Origin of the sequence: Embleya sp. NPDC050154 (assembly GCF_044460165.1) — a bacterium.
In the GTDB taxonomy this organism is placed as follows: domain Bacteria; phylum Actinomycetota; class Actinomycetes; order Streptomycetales; family Streptomycetaceae; genus Embleya.
This window is the reverse complement of record NZ_JBITJP010000009.1, coordinates 220,926-239,745: the sequence shown is the minus strand read 5'-3', so window position 1 is coordinate 239,745 and position 18,820 is coordinate 220,926. Positions and strand designations below refer to the sequence as shown.

The following is an 18,820-nucleotide window of genomic DNA, read 5'->3' as shown; positions in this document are numbered from 1 at the left end:
GTCATCCGCACGATATGGTCCGACCCGGGCGGTCGGTCCCATTCCCACAGATGAAGACGCGAGGCATTGTCGATGCTCGACCCGGAGCGGATCCGCAGGACGCGAGCCCGTGCGCAGGCCTTGGCGGAGGGGGTCCGGGAGGACTCCGTCGAGGCGGTCGTGCGGCGGGTCCTGGCCATCCAGGCCCAGGACGCCACCGCCGCCGACCTGGGCATCCGCGTACGAGGCAGGGGCATCGGAGCGCGCGACGTCCGCGCGGCGTACGAGAACGAGCGCAGTGTCGTGCGCACCTGGCTCATGCGCGGGACCCTGCACACCGTCGCGGCCGAGGACGTTCGCCGGCTCCTGCGGCTGCTCGCGCCCCGCCTTCTCGACGGGACCGGTCGCCGTTACCGGGAACTCGGCCTGGACGAGGGCCTGCGCGAGCGCGCCGACCGCCTCATCCGGGACGCCCTCACCACACATGGGCCGCTCACGCGCCAGGAGCTGACCGACCGCCTGGGCACCCTCGGCGTCCCGCCGGAAGGACAGGCGTCGTTCCACCTGATCCGCCACGCGGCCCTCACCGGCATCGTGTGCCACGGTCCCGAACACGCGGGTGAGGCGACCTACGCCCTTCTCGACGACTGGGTACCGGCGCAACCCGACGACTCCGGAGGGGAGTCGGAGTCGGACCTCGCCGAACTCGCGCTCCGCTACCTGAAGTCGCACGGACCCGTCGACACGGAGGACTTCGCGACCTGGTCGGGCCTGCCCATCACCTGGGCCCGCAAGGCATGGAAGGCACTGGCGTGGTCGGGCGCGATCACCGACGACGGCGTACCGACCGGGTCCGTCGATCCTGCGGCGGACTCGGCCGCCAGGTCGTCCGAGGCGCCGGACGTGCGGATGTTGCCCGCCTACGACGGCTACCTCGTCGGCTATCGCACCCGCGAATCGGCCGTTCCCGCCGCCTACGAGCACCGGGTTCGCCCGGGCGGCGGGCTCATCCGGCCCACGATCACGGTCGACGGGCTGGCCGTTGCCACCTGGACCCGCCTCGCCGGCGGACGCACCGTCGAGGTGAGCGCGTTCGAGCCGCTGTCTGCCGTGGTCGAAGCGGGCATCGAGGCCGAACGGTCGGAGGTCGTCGGCTTCCTGCGTCCTGCGGTATGACCGTGGCAGCGGTTCTCGCGGCGGTGGCGGCGTCCGCCGGCACGGCGACCGTGTGTGCCGTCCGCGACTTCCGACGGCACACGTGCGGTCGGCGTGCGGCAGGGGTCAGCAGGCGTTGAGGAGCGTGGTGAGGGCGCTCTTCTCGGTGGCGTCGACGGTCAGTGCGTAGTCGTGCTTGACCTGGACCCAGGCTCGGGCGTAGGTGCAGCGGTAGGAGGCCTGGGGGAGCCATTCGGCGGGGTCCTTGTCGCCCTTGGAGCGGTTCGACGAGGCCGAGACGGCGATGAGTTGAGGGGCGTTCACGTCGTTGCCGAAGGCGCGGCGCCGCGTCGTGGTCCAGGCCCAGGCGCCGGACGCCCAGGCCTCGGACAGCGGTACGACGTGATCGATGTCGAACGTCGACGGGTTCGTGGTGACGGCGTTGTCGTAGGCGCTGGTCCAGGTTCCGGAGGTGGCGGTGCAGGCGCTGTTCGTGGTCACGCCGTTGCCGTCGCGCTTGAGGATCCATTCGCGCGTGTCGCAGGTCCCGGAGATGGTGATCCAGGTCGGGAACAGGTCGCGGTCGTAGCTGTCACCGTGTGTCTCGGCGGTCGCGGACATGCCGGACAGGTAGGAGCGGGCGGTTGCCGCCGATATCGGTGTGGGCAGCGCGGCCTGCGCGGGGGTGATCGCGGTCGCCGTCGCGGCCAGGGCAAGACCGGCTATACACAGGGGGGTTGCGGCGCGGCGCAGCACGGTCGCAGTGGTCATGGCGGGGTCCTCCCGAGGGTCGTGGTGACGTCCGGCCCGGGACGGGCACGGATCGGCGCGCCCAGCGTGCCCGAGTCGTGTGCGTCACCGGGACCCCACGCGGCGTGAATTCTTCGTGACGAGCACTGCCGTCCCGACCGATTCGCCGCCCCCGGAAGCCGGCCGAACGCGGCGCCGCGGCACCGGCATCCGGGACCGGCACGGGCCTTTTCCGATTCGTTTCCGGCCGCACACCCGGCCGGCCCGCGCTCGACGGCTGGCAACAGGCGCGGTCTCGACGGCACTTCACCGCGATGCCGGGGTGTGAACGGGACACGATTTCGGCAACGTGGCCGCACTACCGGAGCTCGCGGCCCGCCGTGTGTGAATCACCATGGGCCATCCGGTGCATCCGCTCGTTTGCCATCGGCTGAGCGCGTCGGGGGTTAGCCCTACCCGGAACCCGGCGGGTAACGGGATCGTTCGGAGTGGCCGCGTCCGGACATGCTGGGTCCTGCACATACGGTTGGTTTTCGGCGATTCCACAGGAGTTGGCTCGTGCGTAAGCAGGCATGGCAGGGATTCCGTTCTCCCACGCGGCGTGGTGGTCGGCGCAAGGCGGTTTCGGCCGCGGCCGCAGTGGCCGCGGGCGTCGTGACGATGGGCATCCTGGCGCCGCCCTCGGCGTCCGCCGCCGGTAGGCCCGACAACGTCCAGCGGGGTCTGAACGCGCTGATCCAGCCGGAAGGGCCGCCCGGCGCGCTGGCGAGCGTCCAGGGCCGCGACGGCCACGACCGTACCTACACCGCGGGGGTGGGCGATCTGGCCACCGGCTCGAAGGTGCCCAGGGACGGTCAGGTTCGGATCGGCAGCAACACCAAGACGTTCAATGCGGTGCTCGTGCTGCAACTGGTCGCCGAGGGGAAGATCGGCCTCGACACCTCGATCGATACCTACCTGCCCGGCCTCGTTCACGGCGAGGGCATCGATGGTCGAAAGATCAAGGTCCGTCACCTCCTGCAGCAGACCAGCGGGCTGCCCAACTACAGCAACCATCTCGGCGACGAGGTCCGGTACTTCGAGCCCCGCGAGCTCGTCGACATCGCGCTCCGGCACCCGGCCGACTTCGATCCCGGGGAGAAGTGGGCGTACAGCAACACGAATTACGTGCTGGCCGGCCTTCTCGTCGAGAAGGTCACCGGTCGACCCCTCGCCAAGGAGATGGACCAGCGCATCTTCAAGCGCATCGGATTGCGTCACACCTACTTCCCCGCCCCCGGTGACGTGACCATCCGAGGGCCCCACCCCAAGGGCTACTACCAGGATGCGCCGGGCGCGCCGCTGCGCGACGTCACCGGAACCGACCCCTCCTGGGGCTGGGCGGCAGGTCAGTTGATCTCCACCAACTCCGACGTCAACAGGTTCTTCACCAAGCTCCTGTCCGGTCACCTCCTCCCGCAGGCCCAACTCACCGAAATGCGCTCCGCCACCCTCCCCGCCGATGCCACCTTCGGTGCGGGCGCCCGCTACGGGCTGGGGATCGTAAGCAAGCCCCTGCCGTGCGGCGGCGGCGACCGGCTCTACTGGGGCCACGGCGGCAGCTTCCCGGGTTACGAGACCCGCGGCGGCGCCACGGACGACGGCCGTGCCGGCAACGTCGCGGTCACCATCCAGCTGAACGACGCGGCATCCAGGAAGCGGGTGGACAACGTGGTGGAAGCGGCCCTGTGCCGCTGAACCGCGCCCGGTGAGGCCCATCCCGACGGTCGGCCCGCGCATCCGACCTCGAACCGCGCCCACGGTGCCGTGCCTCCGTCGCGCTCGCCAACTGAACTTGCCCCTCACGCACGGGGTTTGCGGCCTCCGGGCATGCGACCCACCAACCTCCTCGATGGCCCCGGGTGAACGTGTCGGGGACCGCCCGGGATCATGTATGCGGGTCACGGTCGGTGGGGTCGGGGCGGGAACGGATCGGGGACGTCGATGGCGCGCGTGGGTTCGGCTGTGCGGGTGGTGGCAGCAGCGGTGGGGATGGCGTTGATGACGGGGTGTTCCGCGGCTGCGGACCTGGCCGACTCGGCCTCCGCGGATCTGTCGCGACTGGGCAACAAGGCGCTGTACGAGATTCGGACGCGGACTCGATCAGGGTGACCTGGTCGGAGTACGACCGCCCCGTCGAGATCAAGGCGCCCGCGCGCGACTTGGTCGTCGAGTTGCCCACGCTCGGGAACGCGCCCCTCCCCGGGCTGTGATCGACGCGCGGCGGGCGGGTGACCGCCCGCCGCGCGACGGTTCTGCGACATGCCACCCGCCGCGGCACAACGACCCGACGGCGACGCGACGACCCGACCTGATGTGCGGGATCCGAGTCGTGCTCCGCGCGCCGACCCTGGGACTGCGTTAATAATAGACCGACGGGTCGATCAATCAATCGCCGACCCGTCCGATATCCCACGTCTTCAAGAGGGGACACGCACATGACCGACTCTTCACGACCCGGTTGGGCGACCAGCCGCCGAGGATTCCTACAACGGGTGGGTGCCGTGGGTGGTGCCGGAGCGGCGCTGAGCGCGATGGGCGCGCTCGGCCTCGTCCCGAGTTCGGCGAGCGCCGCGACGCCGCCGTTTCGCGCGCCGCGCGCGTCCGACTTCGGGCTCACCGGACGCGGCGCGGGGCGCGTCGCGGTGGTCGGCGCCGGTGTGGCCGGTCTGACTGCCGCGTACGAGTTGGACAAGGCCGGCTACGACGTGACCGTGCTCGACGCGCGCCCGCGGATCGGCGGGCGCAGTCTCACGGTGCGTGGCGGCGACACCCTGACCGACCTCAAGGGCGTGACCCAGCACGCACGTTTCGCGCCGGGTCAGTACTTCAACGCCGGACCCGCGATGCTCCCGCAGTGGTCGGTCAGCACCGACTACTGCCGTGAATTGGGGGTTCCCCTGGAGGTGTTCTCGATATCGAACACGAACACCTTCGTGTTCGACCCGAACGGGCCGGGCCGGCCGCGTTTTCAGACCGCGCAGGCGGACGCGTACGGCGTGGTCGCCGAGTTGCTGGCCAAGGTGACCGACCAGGGGGGCCTGGACCGGCAGTTGACCGCGGCCGACAAGGAACGCCTGTTGGGGTTCCTGAAGGCGATGGGCGATCTCGGCGACGACCTCGCGTACCGCGAGGACCCGCGGCGGCGCGGGTTCGCGGTGAACCCCGGCGGCGCGGGCTCGCCCGGCACGCCGTTGCCCCGGCGGGGTTCGCTCGACCGCGTCTTCTCGGAACAGTTGTTGCGGCACTGGTACCTCGACGCGAACTTCGACATGGCGTCGACCCTGCTCCAACCGGTCGGCGGCATGGACCGCATCGTCGAGGCCCTGGCGGAGCGGATCGGTCGTGGGCGCATTCGATGCGGGGTCGAGGTCACCGCGATCACCGACGGCCCGCGTGGGATCCGGCTGACGTATCGCGGGGTGGCGAGCGGCGTGCTCGATGTCGACTACTGCATCGTGACCACGCCGCCGCTGGTGGCCGCGCGCATCGCCGGGCTGCCGGCCGAGGTGACCGCCCTGCTGGGCGGCTTCATGGCGGAGTTCCCCGGCAAGATCGGGCTGGAGTACCGCAGTCGGTGGTGGGAGGACGACTTCGCGATCTACGGCGGCCTCACCTCCTACGGTGCGGACGGGTCGCTGTGGTACCCGTCGTACGACCACCATCGCGAACGCGGGGTGATGGTCGCCTACTTCGAGCGGGCGGAGACCACGGTGCAGGGACTGCCGCCGGCCCGGAGGTCGGCCGAGGCGGTGCACCGCAACGTGCGCGTGCACGGTCCGAAGGCGCGTACGGAGCTGGCGAGTTCGCTCTCCGTCATGTGGGGGCTGGAGCCGTTCGTCGAGGGCGGCTGGCAGGCGGCCGATACGCAGAACAACGGCGCCGTCAACACCCCGCGCTTTCGTCCGCTCACCGATCCGAGCGGGAGGGTCTTCTTCGCCGGCGACTGGCTGAGCAACATGTTGGGCTGGCAGCACGGTTCGATGGTGTCGGCGCGGCAGGCGGTCGAGAAGCTGCACGCGCGGGTCCTGGCCGCGTGATCCGGCGCACCTTGCGGTGTACGACGCGACGTACGACGCGACGGTGTCCCGTCCACCCTGGGGCTGATGCGCTCCTACCCCGCATGGTTGACGTCGGCGTCCGACCGTCTCGTTAAATTAGACCGACTCGTCGATCTATTATTCTGTTCGCCCCTCGGGGCGGGCCTGCCCGCGCCTCGAACGAGGCGCGGGCTGTACTGATGGAGAAGCCCATGAGCACACCCCGCCACAGCCGCACCGCCGCCGGACCACGTCCACCGTCCGCCGGCCGTGCGCCGTACGCCGCCGTGGCCACAAACCTGATGAAGGTCTACGGCGAGGGAGAGACCGAGGTCAGGGCCCTCGACGACGTGTCCGTGGGCTTTCACGCCGGCGAGTTCACCGCGATCATGGGCCCCTCCGGCTCCGGCAAGTCGACGCTCATGCACTGCATGGCGGGCCTGGACAGGATCTCCTCGGGCTCGGTCCGGCTGGGCGACGTCGAACTGGCCTCGCTCGACGACACCGGCCTCACCCACCTGCGGCGCGACAGGCTCGGTTTCATCTTCCAGGCGTTCAACCTGCTCCCGACGCTGACCGCACTGGAGAACATCACCCTGCCGCTGGACATCGCCGGACGGCGGGCCGACCCCGCGTGGCTCGACAAGGTCGTGGAGACCGTGGGACTGGGCCACCGCCTCGACCACCGGCCCGCGCAACTGTCCGGCGGTCAACAACAACGCGTCGCGTGCGCCCGCGCCCTGGCCGGACGACCCGAGATCATCTTCGCGGACGAGCCCACCGGCAACCTCGACTCGCACTCGGGCACCGAGGTGCTGAACTTCCTGCGCGCGTCGGTCACCGAATCCGGTCGGACCATCGTGATGGTCACCCACGACGCGGTCGCCGCGTCGTACGCCGACCGGGTGCTGTTCCTGGCCGACGGCCGCATCGTCGACGACATGGCCCAGCCCACCTCCGACCGGGTGCTGGAGCGCATGCGCCGGTTCAACCGGAAACCGGACGAAGCCGTGCCCGCCGTCTCCGCCCTCCCCCTCTGAAGGACGCCACCGTGCTTCGCACTTCCCTGCGCAACCTCGTCGCCTACAAGGTGCGCCTCGCCCTCACCGCGCTCGCCGTCGTCTTCGGCGTCGCGTTCGTGTCGGCCGTCCTGGTCTTCGGCGACACGCTCAAGCAGGCCATGACGGACGCCGCGCTGCGCGAACACCGCGGCATATCGGTCGACGTCCGCGGCACCAAGCACGCCGTCGACCACCTCCAGATCCCGCCCCTGGACGAGTCGCTCGCGGCCAGGCTCCGTGCGCTGCCCGGCACCGCCTCGGTCACCGGTCACGTCACCGGCTTCACCGCCGTGGTCGACCGCGCCGGCGCGCTCGTCCGCAAGAAGACGAGCGCGATCGGCGCCAACGCGGTGCCCGGTCCGGACGGCAAGGACCCCAGATACCCGCTGATCACCGGACGCCTGCCCGTCAAGGCGGGCGAGGCGGCGCTCGACGAGCGGACCGCCGAGGCCGCCGGGTACAAGGTCGGCGACCGGATCCGGATCGTAGCGCGCGGACCCGTGCTGGATCAGACCGTGGTCGGCGTCTTCACCACCGACAGCGCCGCGGTCGAGGCCGGCGGCACGCTCACCCTCCTGGACACCGCCACCGCGCAGGAGCTCTACCTGGAACCCGGCGTCTACGGCGAACTGCGCCTGAACGCACGACCGGGCACCTCTCAGGAGCAACTGCGCGCGGCGGCGGCCCCGTTGCTTCCCGGCGGTGCCGAGGCACTGACCGGTGACAAGCTGCGTCAGGACGACCGGAACAGGGTGAACAAGGAGATCGCGTCGCTGCGCACGCTGCTCCTGGTGTTCGCCGGCATCGCACTGTTCGTCGGCAGCTTCATCATTGCCAACACCTTCGCGATGCTCGTTGCGCAACGCACCCGCGAACTCGCGCTGTTGCGCGCCATCGGTGCCACCCGCAGGCAGGTGACCCGCTCGGTGATGTTCGAGGCCCTCGCGGTGGGCGTGGTCGCCGGACTCGGCGGGTTCGTGATCGGCATCGGGCTCGCGATCGGCCTGCGCGACGTCCTCAACGGTGTCGGGGCCAACCTCACGCCCGGTCCGACCGTCGTCGCCGGCACGACCGCGCTGTGGAGCCTGCTCGTCGGCATCGGCGTCACGCTGGTCGCCGCGTGGCTGCCGGTGCGTCGGGCCGCCAAGATCCCGCCCGTCGCGGCGTTGCGCACAAACCTGCCGCCCAGTACGTCGAGCCTGCGCCGGCGCAACATCGCGGGCGCGCTGACCCTCGTACTCGGCGGCGCCGTCCTGCTCGCCGGCATCAAGGGCTCGGCGACCGGCAACGCCAAGGTGTTCACCGTGATGGGCGGCGCGGGCATCGTCCTGATCGGCGTCATCGTGCTCACGCCCCTGCTCGCCGCGCCCGCGGTGCGTGTGTTCGGCGCGCTGCTGCGGCGGATCCACCCGGTGGAGGGCCGGCTCGCGTATCAGAACGCGGCCCGCAACCCGCGCCGCACCGCCGCCACCGCGTCCGCGCTGATGATCGGCATGGTGCTGGTCACCTCGCTGACGATCTTCGGTACCTCGCTCAAGCACCTGGTCGACCGCACCCTCTCGAAGGGCATCACCGCCGAGTTCGTGCTCAGTTCGTCGGCGGACGGGCAGAGTCTGGCGCCGGAGATCGCCGCCGCGGTCGCCAAGGTGCCGGGGGTGACCGCCGTCAGTCCGGTCCGCGAGGCGCGGGCGACCGTCGACGGCAAGGAACACGGGATCACCGCGGTCGACCCGGCGAGCGCGTTCTCGGTGCTTGCGACCACGTTCACCCAGGGCGGCCCGCAGTCGTTGTCCAGCGGGTTGTTGGTCTCGAAGCAGACCGCCGACGAGCGCAAGTGGCGGGTGGGAACCTCGGTTTCCGTCACCTTCCCGGACGGCGAGCGCGCCCGATTGGCCATCGGTGGAATCTACGACGAGGCACCGCTGCTCGGTGCCCTGACCGTGTCGCTGCAGACGCTGACCCCACATGTGGACGTCGTCGGCGACGACTTCGTGCTCGCCAAGGTCGCGCCGCGGTCCAAGGACGGCATGCGGGACGCGTTGCGCAAAGCGGTCGGCAACAGCCCGGCGGTCAATGTGCAGACGGCGAAGGAGGTGCGCAAGGACTTCAACAAGCTCTTCGACGTCATGCTCGACATCGTCTACGGGTTGTTGTCGATGGCGATCGTCATCGCGGTGCTCGGCGTGGTCAACACGCTGGCCATGTCGGTGTTCGAACGCACCCGCGAGATCGGCATGATGCGGGCCATCGGGCTCGACCGGCGGCGCACGCGACGGGTGATCCGGCTGGAGTCCCTGATCATCTCGGTCTTCGGTGGCCTGCTGGGCGTCGTGCTCGGGCTGATCGCCGGGGTGGGCGGCGTCAAGGGCATGGCCCGCTCCACCAAGGACCTCACGGTGGTCGTTCCGTGGGACCGGGTGCTGATTTTCCTGGTCCTGGCCGCGATCGTGGGCGTGCTCGCGGCGGCCTGGCCCGCCCGGCGCGCCGCGAGGCTCGACGTGCTCACGGCGCTGCGTACCGATTAGACGCGGCGTGTCGCACGCGCGGCGCCGCCTCGGACTCGGCGACGCGCTTTCTCCGACCCGGCGACCCGCTCCTCGGACCGGGCGACTCGTGCCCCGGCCGCGCCGTCCACGCGTCCGGGGCCCGTGGCCGGCACGAACCGATCCCTGCGCGACCGGGTGCCGCGCGGGTCCGTCCCGGGGTGGCGGCCGGGCTCGGGAACGGTCGCGAACGTCTTTCGTCAGTAAAGGAATTCGATGAAAAGAGAGGTGCTGGAAAGATGGACTGGGGAGACCTCGCAGATATCGCGCTCGACCGGCTCGGCGGCGCGAACTCCATGACGCGCGACATCGCCGAGACCGCCGTGCCCGGCGAGGTCCCGCTGCTGGTGACCTCCGCGCGGGCCCGTCAGGAGTGGACCAACGGAACCCTGGTGCTCACCACGCGCCGGCTGGTCTACACCAAGGAGGGCAGACCCACGGTGGCGGTCCCGTTGGCGGGCATCGCCGAGGTCGAGGTGGGCCGGTCCCGGCTCACCGGGAACATCTTCAAGGTCACCGCCGTCGGTGGTGACCACGCTTGGGAGAACGTCGCCGAGGTCGCGACCTTCGCCGCACGGCTGCGTGATGCCGTCGCCGCCGCCGCGAGTGCGGAGCGGGCCCTCGACCGGGCGGGAACGCCCGGCCGGCCGCAGGAGGAGCCGCTGCTGCTCGACCGGATCGAACGTCTGGTCGTGCTGCACCGCCACGGCGCCCTGACCGACGAGGAGTTCGCCCGGGCCAAGCGGCGGCTGCTCGGCGGCTGACGTCGTGGTGCCTCCCGGCGCGCACCGCCGTCGCCGGGGGCGGTGGCGGTGGCGGTGCCCGGGATGACGGCCGAGGCGGTTGCCGGGGGCGGTTGCCGCGCCCGGGGCGGTGGCCCGGATGACGGCCGAGGTGGTGGCCGCGCCCGCCTCCGGATCCCGGACGTCCCCGCTCGCTAGGACGGTTCGCCGGGGGCGGGGTCGGGCGCGGCGGGGGTGTCCGGTGCGGTGAACCCGGACGCCGCGCGAATGATGCGCTTGGTCATCGGGTCCGACCAGGCCTTGGGGGAGAGCACCTCGATCCAGATCGCGCGCACCGTCTTGCGGCCGACGTTCTCCCAGGAGATCAGGGTCCGGGACGGGAAGGAGACCGAGTCGCCCTCGGCGACGTCTATCGGCTCCGCGACCTGCGCGTGGTCGCCGAGCCCGCCTCCCACCCGGAAGCGCAGGGACCCGGACATCAGGAAGGCGAAGGTCTCCCCGGGCCGGGAGTAGGGGCCGCCGCTGGAGCCGCGCGGCGGAATGGACAGCAGGGCCGGTTCGAGATCGTGGCCGGGGAGGAGGAGTTCCTCCCACTGGACGCCGCCCTCGAGGACCACGGTGGCCCGCTCGTCGGCGCGTACGACGCTCGCGTTCGTCTTGGTGAAGGACGCGAGGCTGCTCATGGGAACGCCGAGCGCGTCGGTGATGCGCGCGATCAACTGGGTCGAGGCCCGTTCGACGCTGCGTTCGATCGAGGACAGGTGGGACACCGACGTGTCCGTCATCGCCGCGAGTTCCTTGAGCGAGAGGCCACTCGCCAGGCGCGCGCGTCGGAGCCGACCGCCGTCGGCGGCCTCGTTTGTGGGAGCCGGGCTGTCGGGGCTGCTCAGCGAGGTGCGAATCGCCGCGGGGTTCCAGCCGTGTCGCTGCCGCAGGTCGGCGATCCGGCGCGCCCGGCTCACGTGCTCGGGGCCGTAGCGGCGTTGCCCGCCGGCCGTTCTGTCCGGCACGAGCAGGTCTTGTTTCTCCCACGCCCGCAGGGTCTGGGGACTGACCCCGACCTCGGCGGCGACATCGCCAATGCTTCGCCAACTCATGCTCGGAGTCTAGGACGGCCCGGGTCGGGAGTCTCGACAAACCTACATCGTTACTGTAACTATGGCGCCCCAAGCGGAGAGGGGAGCCCAATGTCATCCGTGGATCGCATCTTCTTCGGAGCAGGCTCGGGGTCGGCGTTGTCGCGGCGGGGCGGAGCGGCCGGCTCCCCGACGGTGCTCTTCGTCCACCCGGCCAACCTCCAGGCCAGATGCTGGCAGGCGGTGCTGGCGGCGGTGCCGGCCGAGTGGACGTGCCTGGCGATCGACCTGTCCGGGCACGGGTCCTCGGTGCGCCACGACACCTACGGTGTCGACCGGTGGCTGCGCGAGTGCGTCGAACTGCTCGACGCCGCCGAGGTCGCGGACGTGCACCTGGTGGGCGCCTCGGTCGGCGCGGCCGTCGCGGTGGAACTCGCCGCGGCACACCCGGATCGGGTCCGCAGCGTCACCACGGTCGGCGGCGCCTTCCGCGCGGCCGATCCGGCCGACTCGCACGCGTTCCTGGCGGCCGTCGCCGCCAAGGGCACCCGGGCGGCGGTGCTGGACATCCTGGCGAGCGAGGCCGGCATGGACGCCGCCTTGGTCGCCGCCGTCGCCGCCGACATCAGCGTCAACTCCGACGAGGAGGCGGCGCGCGTCTGGACGGCCGCCGCCGTGGCCGCGGGCCTGCGCGCGGCGCCCCGACTGCGCTGCCCGACCCTCGCGATCGTCGGGGACCGGGACGTGGGCTGCCCCGTCCGGGACTCCCGCGCGTTCGCGGAACTCACCGGCGGCCGGCTCGCGGTCATCGTCGGACACGGACACCTGCCGATGTACACCGCCCCCGCCCGGGTCGCGGCCTACCTCGGATCACTCGTCGAGGGAACGCGGCCCGACCGCACCCCCCATCGACGTCCCACCACCGGAACAGGAAGCCGATCATGACCGAAACCACGTTCGCCGAGCGCACGGCGCCCGCAGCGGACATCGCCGAGATCCGCAGGCTCCACACGCAGTGGTGGGAATCCAACATCGGCTGGGACATCGACCGCATGGTCGAGGTGTTCCCGTCCCCGGGCGACGAGTACCTGATGTTCAACTTCAACGGACACCCGTACTTCAACATGACCGAGAAGGTCGCGCTGTGGAAGTGGTACCGCGAGATCATCGCCCAGACGGGCGGCCTGACGACGCGGATCATGCGCCTGGAGGTTCGCGGCGACACCGCCTGGCTGGCCTGCGAGTTCACCGTCGAGGCGGAGATGCTCGACGGCGGGGAGTGGACCGCGGACTCGGTCGAGGCGACGGTGGGACGGGCCACCGAGATCTACCACCGCGACAACGGGCAGGGCGCACCCGAGTGGCGCATGTGGCACACCCACATCACCGCGCTGCCCGACCTGGACGAGACCCGGCCCGGTTTCGACGACTCCACCAACAGCCGCGGCCTGGGCTGGGTCCCGTGGAACCCGCTCCCGAAGGGAGTCTGAGCATGGGTATCGCCGACGGTTCCGCGCGCACGGCCCAAGGATCCCCGCGCATCGCACTCGTGCTCGGCAGTTCGCAACGTCCGGCCGAGATCGTCGCGGCGGCCAAGGCCGCCGAACGCGGCGGCTTCGACGAACTGTGGGTCGGCGAGGACTACTTCTACACCGGCGCGATCGCCTCGGCCGGCGCCGTCCTGGCCGCCACCGAACTCCCGGTCGGGATCGGCATCGTGCCCACCACCTCACGTCATCCCGCGCTCCTGGCCATGGAGTTGGCCACCCTCGCCGGGCTGTACCCGGGGCGGCTCAAGGCCGGCGTCGGCGCGGGTGTGCCGGACTGGCTGGACCAGATGGCGATCCGATCGAGGAAGCCGCTGTCCTCGGTGCGGGACGTGATCGCCGGGCTGCGTACCCTCCTCGCCGGGGAGACGCTGACCGTCGAGGCGTCCTCGTACCAGGCCCGGGAGGTGCGACTGGCCCATCCGCCCGCGGTGGTGCCGCCGATCCTGGCGGGTGTGGGCGGGCCGAAGGCGCTCGCCATGTCGGGCGGGTCCGCCGACGGGACCGTGCTCTCGGTGCTCGCGGGAACGGAATACGTCAAGTGGGCGGCCGATGCCGTGGCAGGCGGCGGCGCCGGTTCCGTGCACGACCTGGTGGCGTACGTCCTGTGCTCCGTCGACGCCGATGCCGCCGTCGCCCGCGAGCGGTTGCGCGAACTGTTCGGCCTCTACCTGCTGGCCGGACCACGCAACCCGATGACCGAGGCGCACGGGATCGCGGACGCGGCCGAGGCCCTGGCCGCGCTGGACTTCGACGACGCCGTGCGGGCGATTCCGGACGCGTGGATCGACGAACTGGCGGTCGTGGGCACGCCCGATGACTGCGCCCGCAGGATCGCGCTGCTGGCCGAGGCGGGAGCGCACTGCGTGGCGCTGTGTCCGCTGCCCGACCGGGACGCCGAGGCGCAGGTCGACCTGCTCGCGCGCGAACTCCTGCCCCGTGTCCGGGCGGTTCGCTCCGCGAGGTGAGATGTCGCGGGGCCGGGCCGGCCGGACCCGGGTACGGAACCCGGGTCAGGGGGGCTTCGGTTCGGCCCCGGGACACGAATCACTCGGGCGGGATCCCTCGGCCCGCCCGGCGTTCGAGGGCCCGACGGGCGCCCGGCGCGCCCGCCCGTCGCGGCCGGGAGCGGTGCGACGGCGCTTCGAGATCGGGTGGTGGTCGGCCCCGGGGTTCGGGGCCGGCGCGCCGTACGGCATCGGGTGGTGGTCGGCCCCGACAGCGGGGCCGGCACGCCGGTACAGCACACACCAGCGATGGGAGACACCGATGACCTATTCGATAGTGAGCTTCGATCCACACGACGGTTCCCTCGGATTCGCGGCGCAGTCGCACTTCTTCGCCGTGGGTTCGGTGGTCGGCGACGCCGAGGCCGGCGTGGGCGTGGTGGTCAGCCAGGCCTTTGCCAACACCGACTGGCCGCACGAGGGGCTGGCGATGTTGCGCGCGGGGGCGGCGCCCGACGACGTGCTGGCGACGTTGACCGCGAGTGATCCGCTGGCCGACTACCGGCAGGCCATCGTCATGGACGCCGGCGGCGGCTACGCCTGCTTCACGGGTGACCGGTGTGCGCCGCACGCCGGCGTCGCACGCGGCGAAGGTGTGGCCGTCGCCGGAAACATGCTGGCCTCGGACGGCGTGTGCGCCGCCGTACTGACGGCCGCCCACCACGACCCGGGAACGGCGCACGCCCGGCGCCTGGTGTCCGCGCTCCAGGCGGGCGAACGCGCCGGCGGTGACGCGAGGGGATCGCAGTCGGCGGTCCTGAAGGTGGTGAACGGCGTACGCTGCGAGCGGCCCTGGCGGCACGTGCTCGCCGACATCCGGGTCGACGACCACGCCGACCCGGTGGATGAGTTGCGGCGCCTGTTGCCCGTACACGAGGGCTTCCGGGCGATCGGAGCCGCGTTGTTCGCCCCGCCGCTGGTGATCGGCGACGCGTCGCGGATCACCGACGCCGATGCCCGGGGGATGGTCGAGGCGCTCGCGGGCGCCGCGTCCGGCCTGGGCGCCAACCGCGAGGCGGACCTGTGGCGGGCGGTCATCCTGCTGCGCTGCGGCGAAAGCACGGCCGGCGGCGCGCTGCTCGCGGAACTCACGGCCGATAGGCCGCAGTTGGCCGAGTTTGCGCGTGGTCTCCAGCGGGTCGGGATCCTGCCGACGGTCGAGGTGCGGCCATGAGGCCGGCCCGGCCCGGGGGGTTCGACGCGAACCGCCCGCGCCCCGCGGTGGACACGTTCGTGCGGGTCGACCGGGTGCGTGAGACGGCGGCCGAACTGGTGCGCATCGACACCCGGAACCCGCCCGGCAGGGAGTCCGCGGCCGTGCCCGCGTTGGTGGAACTGCTGGGTGCGATCGGTTGTGCCACCGAGGTGTTCACGTCGCGATCCGGGCGGCCCTCGGTGCTCGCCGGCTACGGCCGCGCCGCGCCGGGCCGCCCGACACTGCTGATCAACGGCCACGTGGACGTCGTACCGGTGGCCGAGTCGGACTGGACGGTGCCCCCCTTCGAGGGTGTCGTGCGCGACGGGCGCCTGATCGGGCGCGGTGCGGCGGACATGAAGGGCGGCATCGCCGCGGCGATCGAGGGGTTGCGCGCGTGCGTCGACGCCGGCATCGACCTCGGCGCCGACATCGTCTTCCACCTCGTCGCCGACGAGGAGACCGGCGGCGTGCACGGGACGGAGGAACTCGTGGCCGCCGGTGTGGTCCGGGCCGACGCGTGCATCGTTCCCGAGCCGACCGACCTGCGGCCGGCCGTGGCCGAACGCGGCTCTTGGCAGGCCCGGATCGAGGTGTCGGGCACGGCCGGGCACGGTGGCGACCCGGCGCGGGGACGCTCGGCGGTCGCGGACGCGGCCCGCGTCACCACCGCCCTGCATCTGGCCCGGTTCCACGACGTCCCGCATCCGCTGCTGGGCAGCCCGACGTGCAATGTGGCGATGGTGCGCGGCGGGGTCGCCGCCAATGTGATCGCGCCGAACTGCGTGCTGACCATCGACCGGCGCACGCTGCCGGGGGAGACGGCCGACGACGTGTACGCCTCGATCGTCCGCACGATCGACGCGGCCTGCCCGGATGTCGACTACCGCGTGGTCCCGACGTTCTTCTGCGAGGCGTCCGAACTGCCGCTGCCGCACCCCTTCGCGGACTTCGTCGACAGGTGCCGTCCCGGCGAGGCGCGGGAGGACGCGGGCTTCGTCGGGCTGTTCCTCGGCTCCGACGCGCGCTTCCTGCGCAACCGCCTCGCGATTCCCACCGTCGTCTACGGGCCGGGGTCGATCCGGCAGGCGCACGGCGCCGACGAGTGGGTGGAGATCGAGGACCTGGCCACGGCCGCGCGGACCTTCGCCCGCGCGATGGCCGGGTTCGCCGACTTCGTGGCGGGCACCGGCGCCCGGGAGGGATCCGAGACGCGGACACCACGGACGCCGCCGACGACGGCATCGGAGCGTGCCGGGCAACCGCGCGACTGACCGGAACCCGACCCTCGCGGTCGGATGAGCACGATCAGGCGCCGCCGGACCCGCCCGGGTCCCACCGGCGCCGGGAGGTCGACGGGTTCGTACGCGACCCGTCGGCGCGGGGATCGGGGACCGCGCCGCACCACGTCTTCACCGCAAAACCACCCATTGCGCAGACAAACCTACAGGAAAAGTGTATGTTTTGCGCCACATGAAGGAGGGCACATGGCTGACCAGTCAGGCGCGGTGACAGGCCGGCAGGCAGCAGCAACCGGGACCGCCCGCGGCCCGGTGTTGGAAACGCGTTCGATCGACTACATCCCGCAGTCCGAGCGGCACGGCCGTGCCTGGCACCAGGCGCCGTTCTGGTTCACCGGGCAGTTCGTGCCGACCACGATGGTGGTCGGCTTCGCGGGACCGGTCATGGGACTGTCGATCGGATGGTCGATCGCCGCCACCGTACTCGGCGTCCTGTTCGGCACCTGCTTCATGGCGTTCCACGCGAACCAGGGGCCCACCATGGGCCTGCCCCAGATGATCCAGTCGCGCGCCCAGTTCGGCACCCGGGGCGCGTTGGTGCCGATGCTCGCGGTCATCTGCGTGTACATCGGCTTCAGCGCCTTCGGCGTGCTGTTGGCCTCCCAGGTGCTCGAATCGGTGCTGCCCGGCTCGGGGACGCTGTGGGCGGCCGTCATCGTCGTGCTCGCGGCGACCGTGGCCATCGTCGGCTACGACCTGCTGCACGCCGTGCTGCGGCTGCTGCCGTACCTGGTCGTCCCGGTGTTCGCGGTCCTCACCGTGCTGGCGCTGACGCACCTGGAGCCGCACCCCGTCCCGCACGACTCCGCCTTCACCCCCGCCGCGGCACTCGCCCAGTTCGTCGCCGCGGCCGGCTACCAACTCGGGTACGCCGTCTACGTCTCCGACTACTCCAGATACCTGCCCGCGGACACCTCCGAACGCGGGGTGATCGGCTGGACGTACGCCGGGGCCGCGCTGTCCGCGATCTGGCTCATGGTGCTCGGCAACTTCATCGCCGGCTCCGTGCCGGTGCCCGACGCGCTGGTCAACCTTCAGGACATCGGCGACACCCTGTTCGACGGCTTCGGCAAGACCGCCGTCGTCGCCGTCCTGGTGCCCAGCGCGATCGCCATCATGGGCGTCAACCTCTACGGCGCGATGCTCTCGGGCCTGAGCATCGTGCAGGCCTTCCGCCCCGTCGCGCTGACGGTGCGCACCCGCGTCACCGGCATCCTCGCCGGCGCGACGCTCGCACTCGCGGTGGCCGAGGGCCTGCCGTCGAAGTACCTCGGCAGCTTCAACGACTTCATCACCCTGATCCTCTACGTCCTGGCGCCGTGGACCGCGGTCAACCTGATCGACTACTACTTCGTGCGTCGAGGCCACTACGCGATCACCGAGATCTTCAGCCCCGACAGCATCTACGGACGCTGGGGCAGCCGCGGCCTGCTCTCCTACGCGCTGGGCGTCGCCGCCCTGGTGCCGTTCATGGTCACCGGCTTCTACACCGGCCCCATGGTCGACACCCTCGACGGCGCGGACATCGCCTTCGTCGTCGGACTGGTCGTCTCCGGCACGGCCTATTGGATCACCACCCGGGGCCTCGACCTCGACGCCGAACAGCAGGCGATCGAGCGCAGCAAGACCCACCTGGACGGAGCGGACGCCGTCGTACGCGCCCGACCTCGCGCGACCGGCTGACCGGTCCTCGGAGTCGACCCGCCCGTCGGGAGCCCTGTCGGCTCGCGGCGGGCCACTCCGCGTTCGGCCACTCCGCTCCGCGTTCGGCTATGGCGCGTCCGGCCGCGCCGACGACGGATCCGCCGGTTCTGCGCCCGGTCGTTCGCCCGGCAGCCAACGCAACGCGAACCACAACTCCATCCGCACGTCCGCGTCCCCCAGGTCCAGATCCAACGGCTCGCCGATCCTGGCGACGCGCCGGCGCACGGTGTTGCGGTGCAGGCCCAGCGCGGTCGCGGTGCGGTCCCAACTGCCGTGATGCGCGAGCCGGGTGCGCAGGGTCCCAAGCGCCGCTACGACTCGGCGCACCACGCGTCGCCGGAGACCGCCGGTCACAACGCGGCGCTCGTGGACGAGGTGGGCCTCACCGGTTGGCTCGCCGGACACTCCACCGTGGCCGGCCCCATCCGGTACTGCGCCGAGCGCCTCGCCGAGATCGAGGAGTCGGGCATCGACAACGTCATCGTCGCCCGGTTCGTCCCGGAGCCGTTGCGCTTCAAGCGCGAGTGCGCCGACAAGGTCGTCGCCCGCCTGTCCTGACCGTCCGTGCCCGGACCGGCGTACGGGCGCGCGCGCCGAGAGGCATGCGATCGGTTGCCCTTGTCACACGCTCGGTGATCGACCGAGTGCGCCTCCGTGACCTGCGACATCGTTCGCCACGG

16 protein-coding genes are annotated in these 18,820 nt (G+C 71.6%); 13 read left to right on the top strand and 3 right to left on the bottom strand.

The window, feature by feature from the left end; translation table 11 throughout:
- Positions 1 to 72: 72 nt before the first annotated feature.
- A complete protein-coding gene (locus ACIBSV_RS20875; protein ID WP_395865041.1) occupies positions 73 to 1,155 on the top strand; it encodes a winged helix DNA-binding domain-containing protein in 1,083 nt (360 codons plus the stop codon).
- 105 nt (positions 1,156 to 1,260) lie between these two features.
- Here the strand turns inward: ACIBSV_RS20875 and ACIBSV_RS20870 are convergent, their stop codons facing one another.
- A complete protein-coding gene (locus ACIBSV_RS20870; protein ID WP_395865039.1) occupies positions 1,261 to 1,905 on the bottom strand; it encodes an HNH endonuclease family protein in 645 nt (214 codons plus the stop codon).
- Positions 1,906 to 2,442: 537 nt separating this feature from the next.
- Between ACIBSV_RS20870 and ACIBSV_RS20865 the strand changes: the two genes are divergently transcribed.
- From ACIBSV_RS20865 to ACIBSV_RS20845, 5 genes are all read left to right on the top strand, one after another.
- Positions 2,443 to 3,621, top strand: coding sequence for a serine hydrolase domain-containing protein (locus ACIBSV_RS20865; RefSeq protein WP_395865037.1), 1,179 nt, complete (start codon positions 2,443 to 2,445; stop codon positions 3,619 to 3,621).
- 740 nt (positions 3,622 to 4,361) lie between these two features.
- On the top strand, positions 4,362 to 5,963 hold the full coding sequence (locus tag ACIBSV_RS20860) for a flavin monoamine oxidase family protein (protein WP_395865035.1): 1,602 nt from the start codon (positions 4,362 to 4,364) through the stop codon (positions 5,961 to 5,963).
- Between the two features lie 212 nt (positions 5,964 to 6,175).
- Entirely contained in the window at positions 6,176 to 7,003 is an 828-nt protein-coding gene (locus ACIBSV_RS20855) for an ABC transporter ATP-binding protein (protein ID WP_395865033.1), read from the top strand.
- A gap of 11 nt (positions 7,004 to 7,014) precedes the next feature.
- Positions 7,015 to 9,549, top strand: coding sequence for an ABC transporter permease (locus tag ACIBSV_RS20850; RefSeq protein ID WP_395865032.1), 2,535 nt, complete (start codon positions 7,015 to 7,017; stop codon positions 9,547 to 9,549).
- A gap of 257 nt (positions 9,550 to 9,806) precedes the next feature.
- A complete protein-coding gene (locus ACIBSV_RS20845) occupies positions 9,807 to 10,331 on the top strand; it encodes an SHOCT domain-containing protein (protein WP_395865031.1) in 525 nt (174 codons plus the stop codon).
- Positions 10,332 to 10,504: 173 nt separating this feature from the next.
- On the opposite strand, the gene ACIBSV_RS20840 is transcribed toward ACIBSV_RS20845, so the two are convergent.
- On the bottom strand, positions 10,505 to 11,407 hold the full coding sequence (locus ACIBSV_RS20840; protein ID WP_395865029.1) for a MerR family transcriptional regulator: 903 nt from the start codon (positions 11,405 to 11,407) through the stop codon (positions 10,505 to 10,507).
- A 90-nt stretch (positions 11,408 to 11,497) separates the two neighbouring features.
- Here ACIBSV_RS20840 and ACIBSV_RS20835 point away from each other — a divergent pair, with 90 nt between their 5' ends.
- The 6 genes from ACIBSV_RS20835 to ACIBSV_RS20810 all read left to right on the top strand — a co-directional run bounded on the left by ACIBSV_RS20835 (position 11,498) and on the right by ACIBSV_RS20810 (position 18,119).
- A complete protein-coding gene (locus tag ACIBSV_RS20835) occupies positions 11,498 to 12,331 on the top strand; it encodes an alpha/beta fold hydrolase (RefSeq protein ID WP_395865026.1) in 834 nt (277 codons plus the stop codon).
- Positions 12,328 to 12,876, top strand: a complete 549-nt coding sequence (locus ACIBSV_RS20830; RefSeq protein WP_331771812.1) for a nuclear transport factor 2 family protein — start codon at positions 12,328 to 12,330, stop codon at positions 12,874 to 12,876. Before ACIBSV_RS20835 ends, ACIBSV_RS20830 begins: the two co-directional genes overlap by 4 nt.
- 2 nt (positions 12,877 to 12,878) lie before the next feature.
- On the top strand, positions 12,879 to 13,901 hold the full coding sequence (locus ACIBSV_RS20825) for an LLM class flavin-dependent oxidoreductase (RefSeq protein WP_395865024.1): 1,023 nt from the start codon (positions 12,879 to 12,881) through the stop codon (positions 13,899 to 13,901).
- A gap of 301 nt (positions 13,902 to 14,202) precedes the next feature.
- On the top strand, positions 14,203 to 15,114 hold the full coding sequence (locus ACIBSV_RS20820; protein ID WP_395865022.1) for a DUF1028 domain-containing protein: 912 nt from the start codon (positions 14,203 to 14,205) through the stop codon (positions 15,112 to 15,114).
- Positions 15,111 to 16,409 carry a M20 family metallopeptidase gene (locus tag ACIBSV_RS20815; RefSeq protein ID WP_395865020.1) on the top strand — a complete coding sequence of 433 codons (1,299 nt, stop codon included), beginning with the start codon at positions 15,111 to 15,113 and terminating at the stop codon, positions 16,407 to 16,409. Before ACIBSV_RS20820 ends, ACIBSV_RS20815 begins: the two co-directional genes overlap by 4 nt.
- Before the next feature lie 213 nt (positions 16,410 to 16,622).
- Positions 16,623 to 18,119 carry a purine-cytosine permease family protein gene (locus ACIBSV_RS20810; protein WP_395865018.1) on the top strand — a complete coding sequence of 499 codons (1,497 nt, stop codon included), beginning with the start codon at positions 16,623 to 16,625 and terminating at the stop codon, positions 18,117 to 18,119.
- Positions 18,120 to 18,206: 87 nt separating this feature from the next.
- Here the strand turns inward: ACIBSV_RS20810 and ACIBSV_RS20805 are convergent, their stop codons facing one another.
- The gene (locus tag ACIBSV_RS20805; protein ID WP_395865016.1) at positions 18,207 to 18,494 is read right to left on the bottom strand and encodes a helix-turn-helix domain-containing protein; all 288 of its coding nucleotides are present in this window, start codon (positions 18,492 to 18,494) and stop codon (positions 18,207 to 18,209) included.
- A gap of 12 nt (positions 18,495 to 18,506) precedes the next feature.
- Between ACIBSV_RS20805 and ACIBSV_RS20800 the strand changes: the two genes are divergently transcribed.
- Positions 18,507 to 18,698 carry a hypothetical protein gene (locus ACIBSV_RS20800; RefSeq protein ID WP_395865014.1) on the top strand — a complete coding sequence of 64 codons (192 nt, stop codon included), beginning with the start codon at positions 18,507 to 18,509 and terminating at the stop codon, positions 18,696 to 18,698.
- Positions 18,699 to 18,820: the final 122 nt, after the last annotated feature.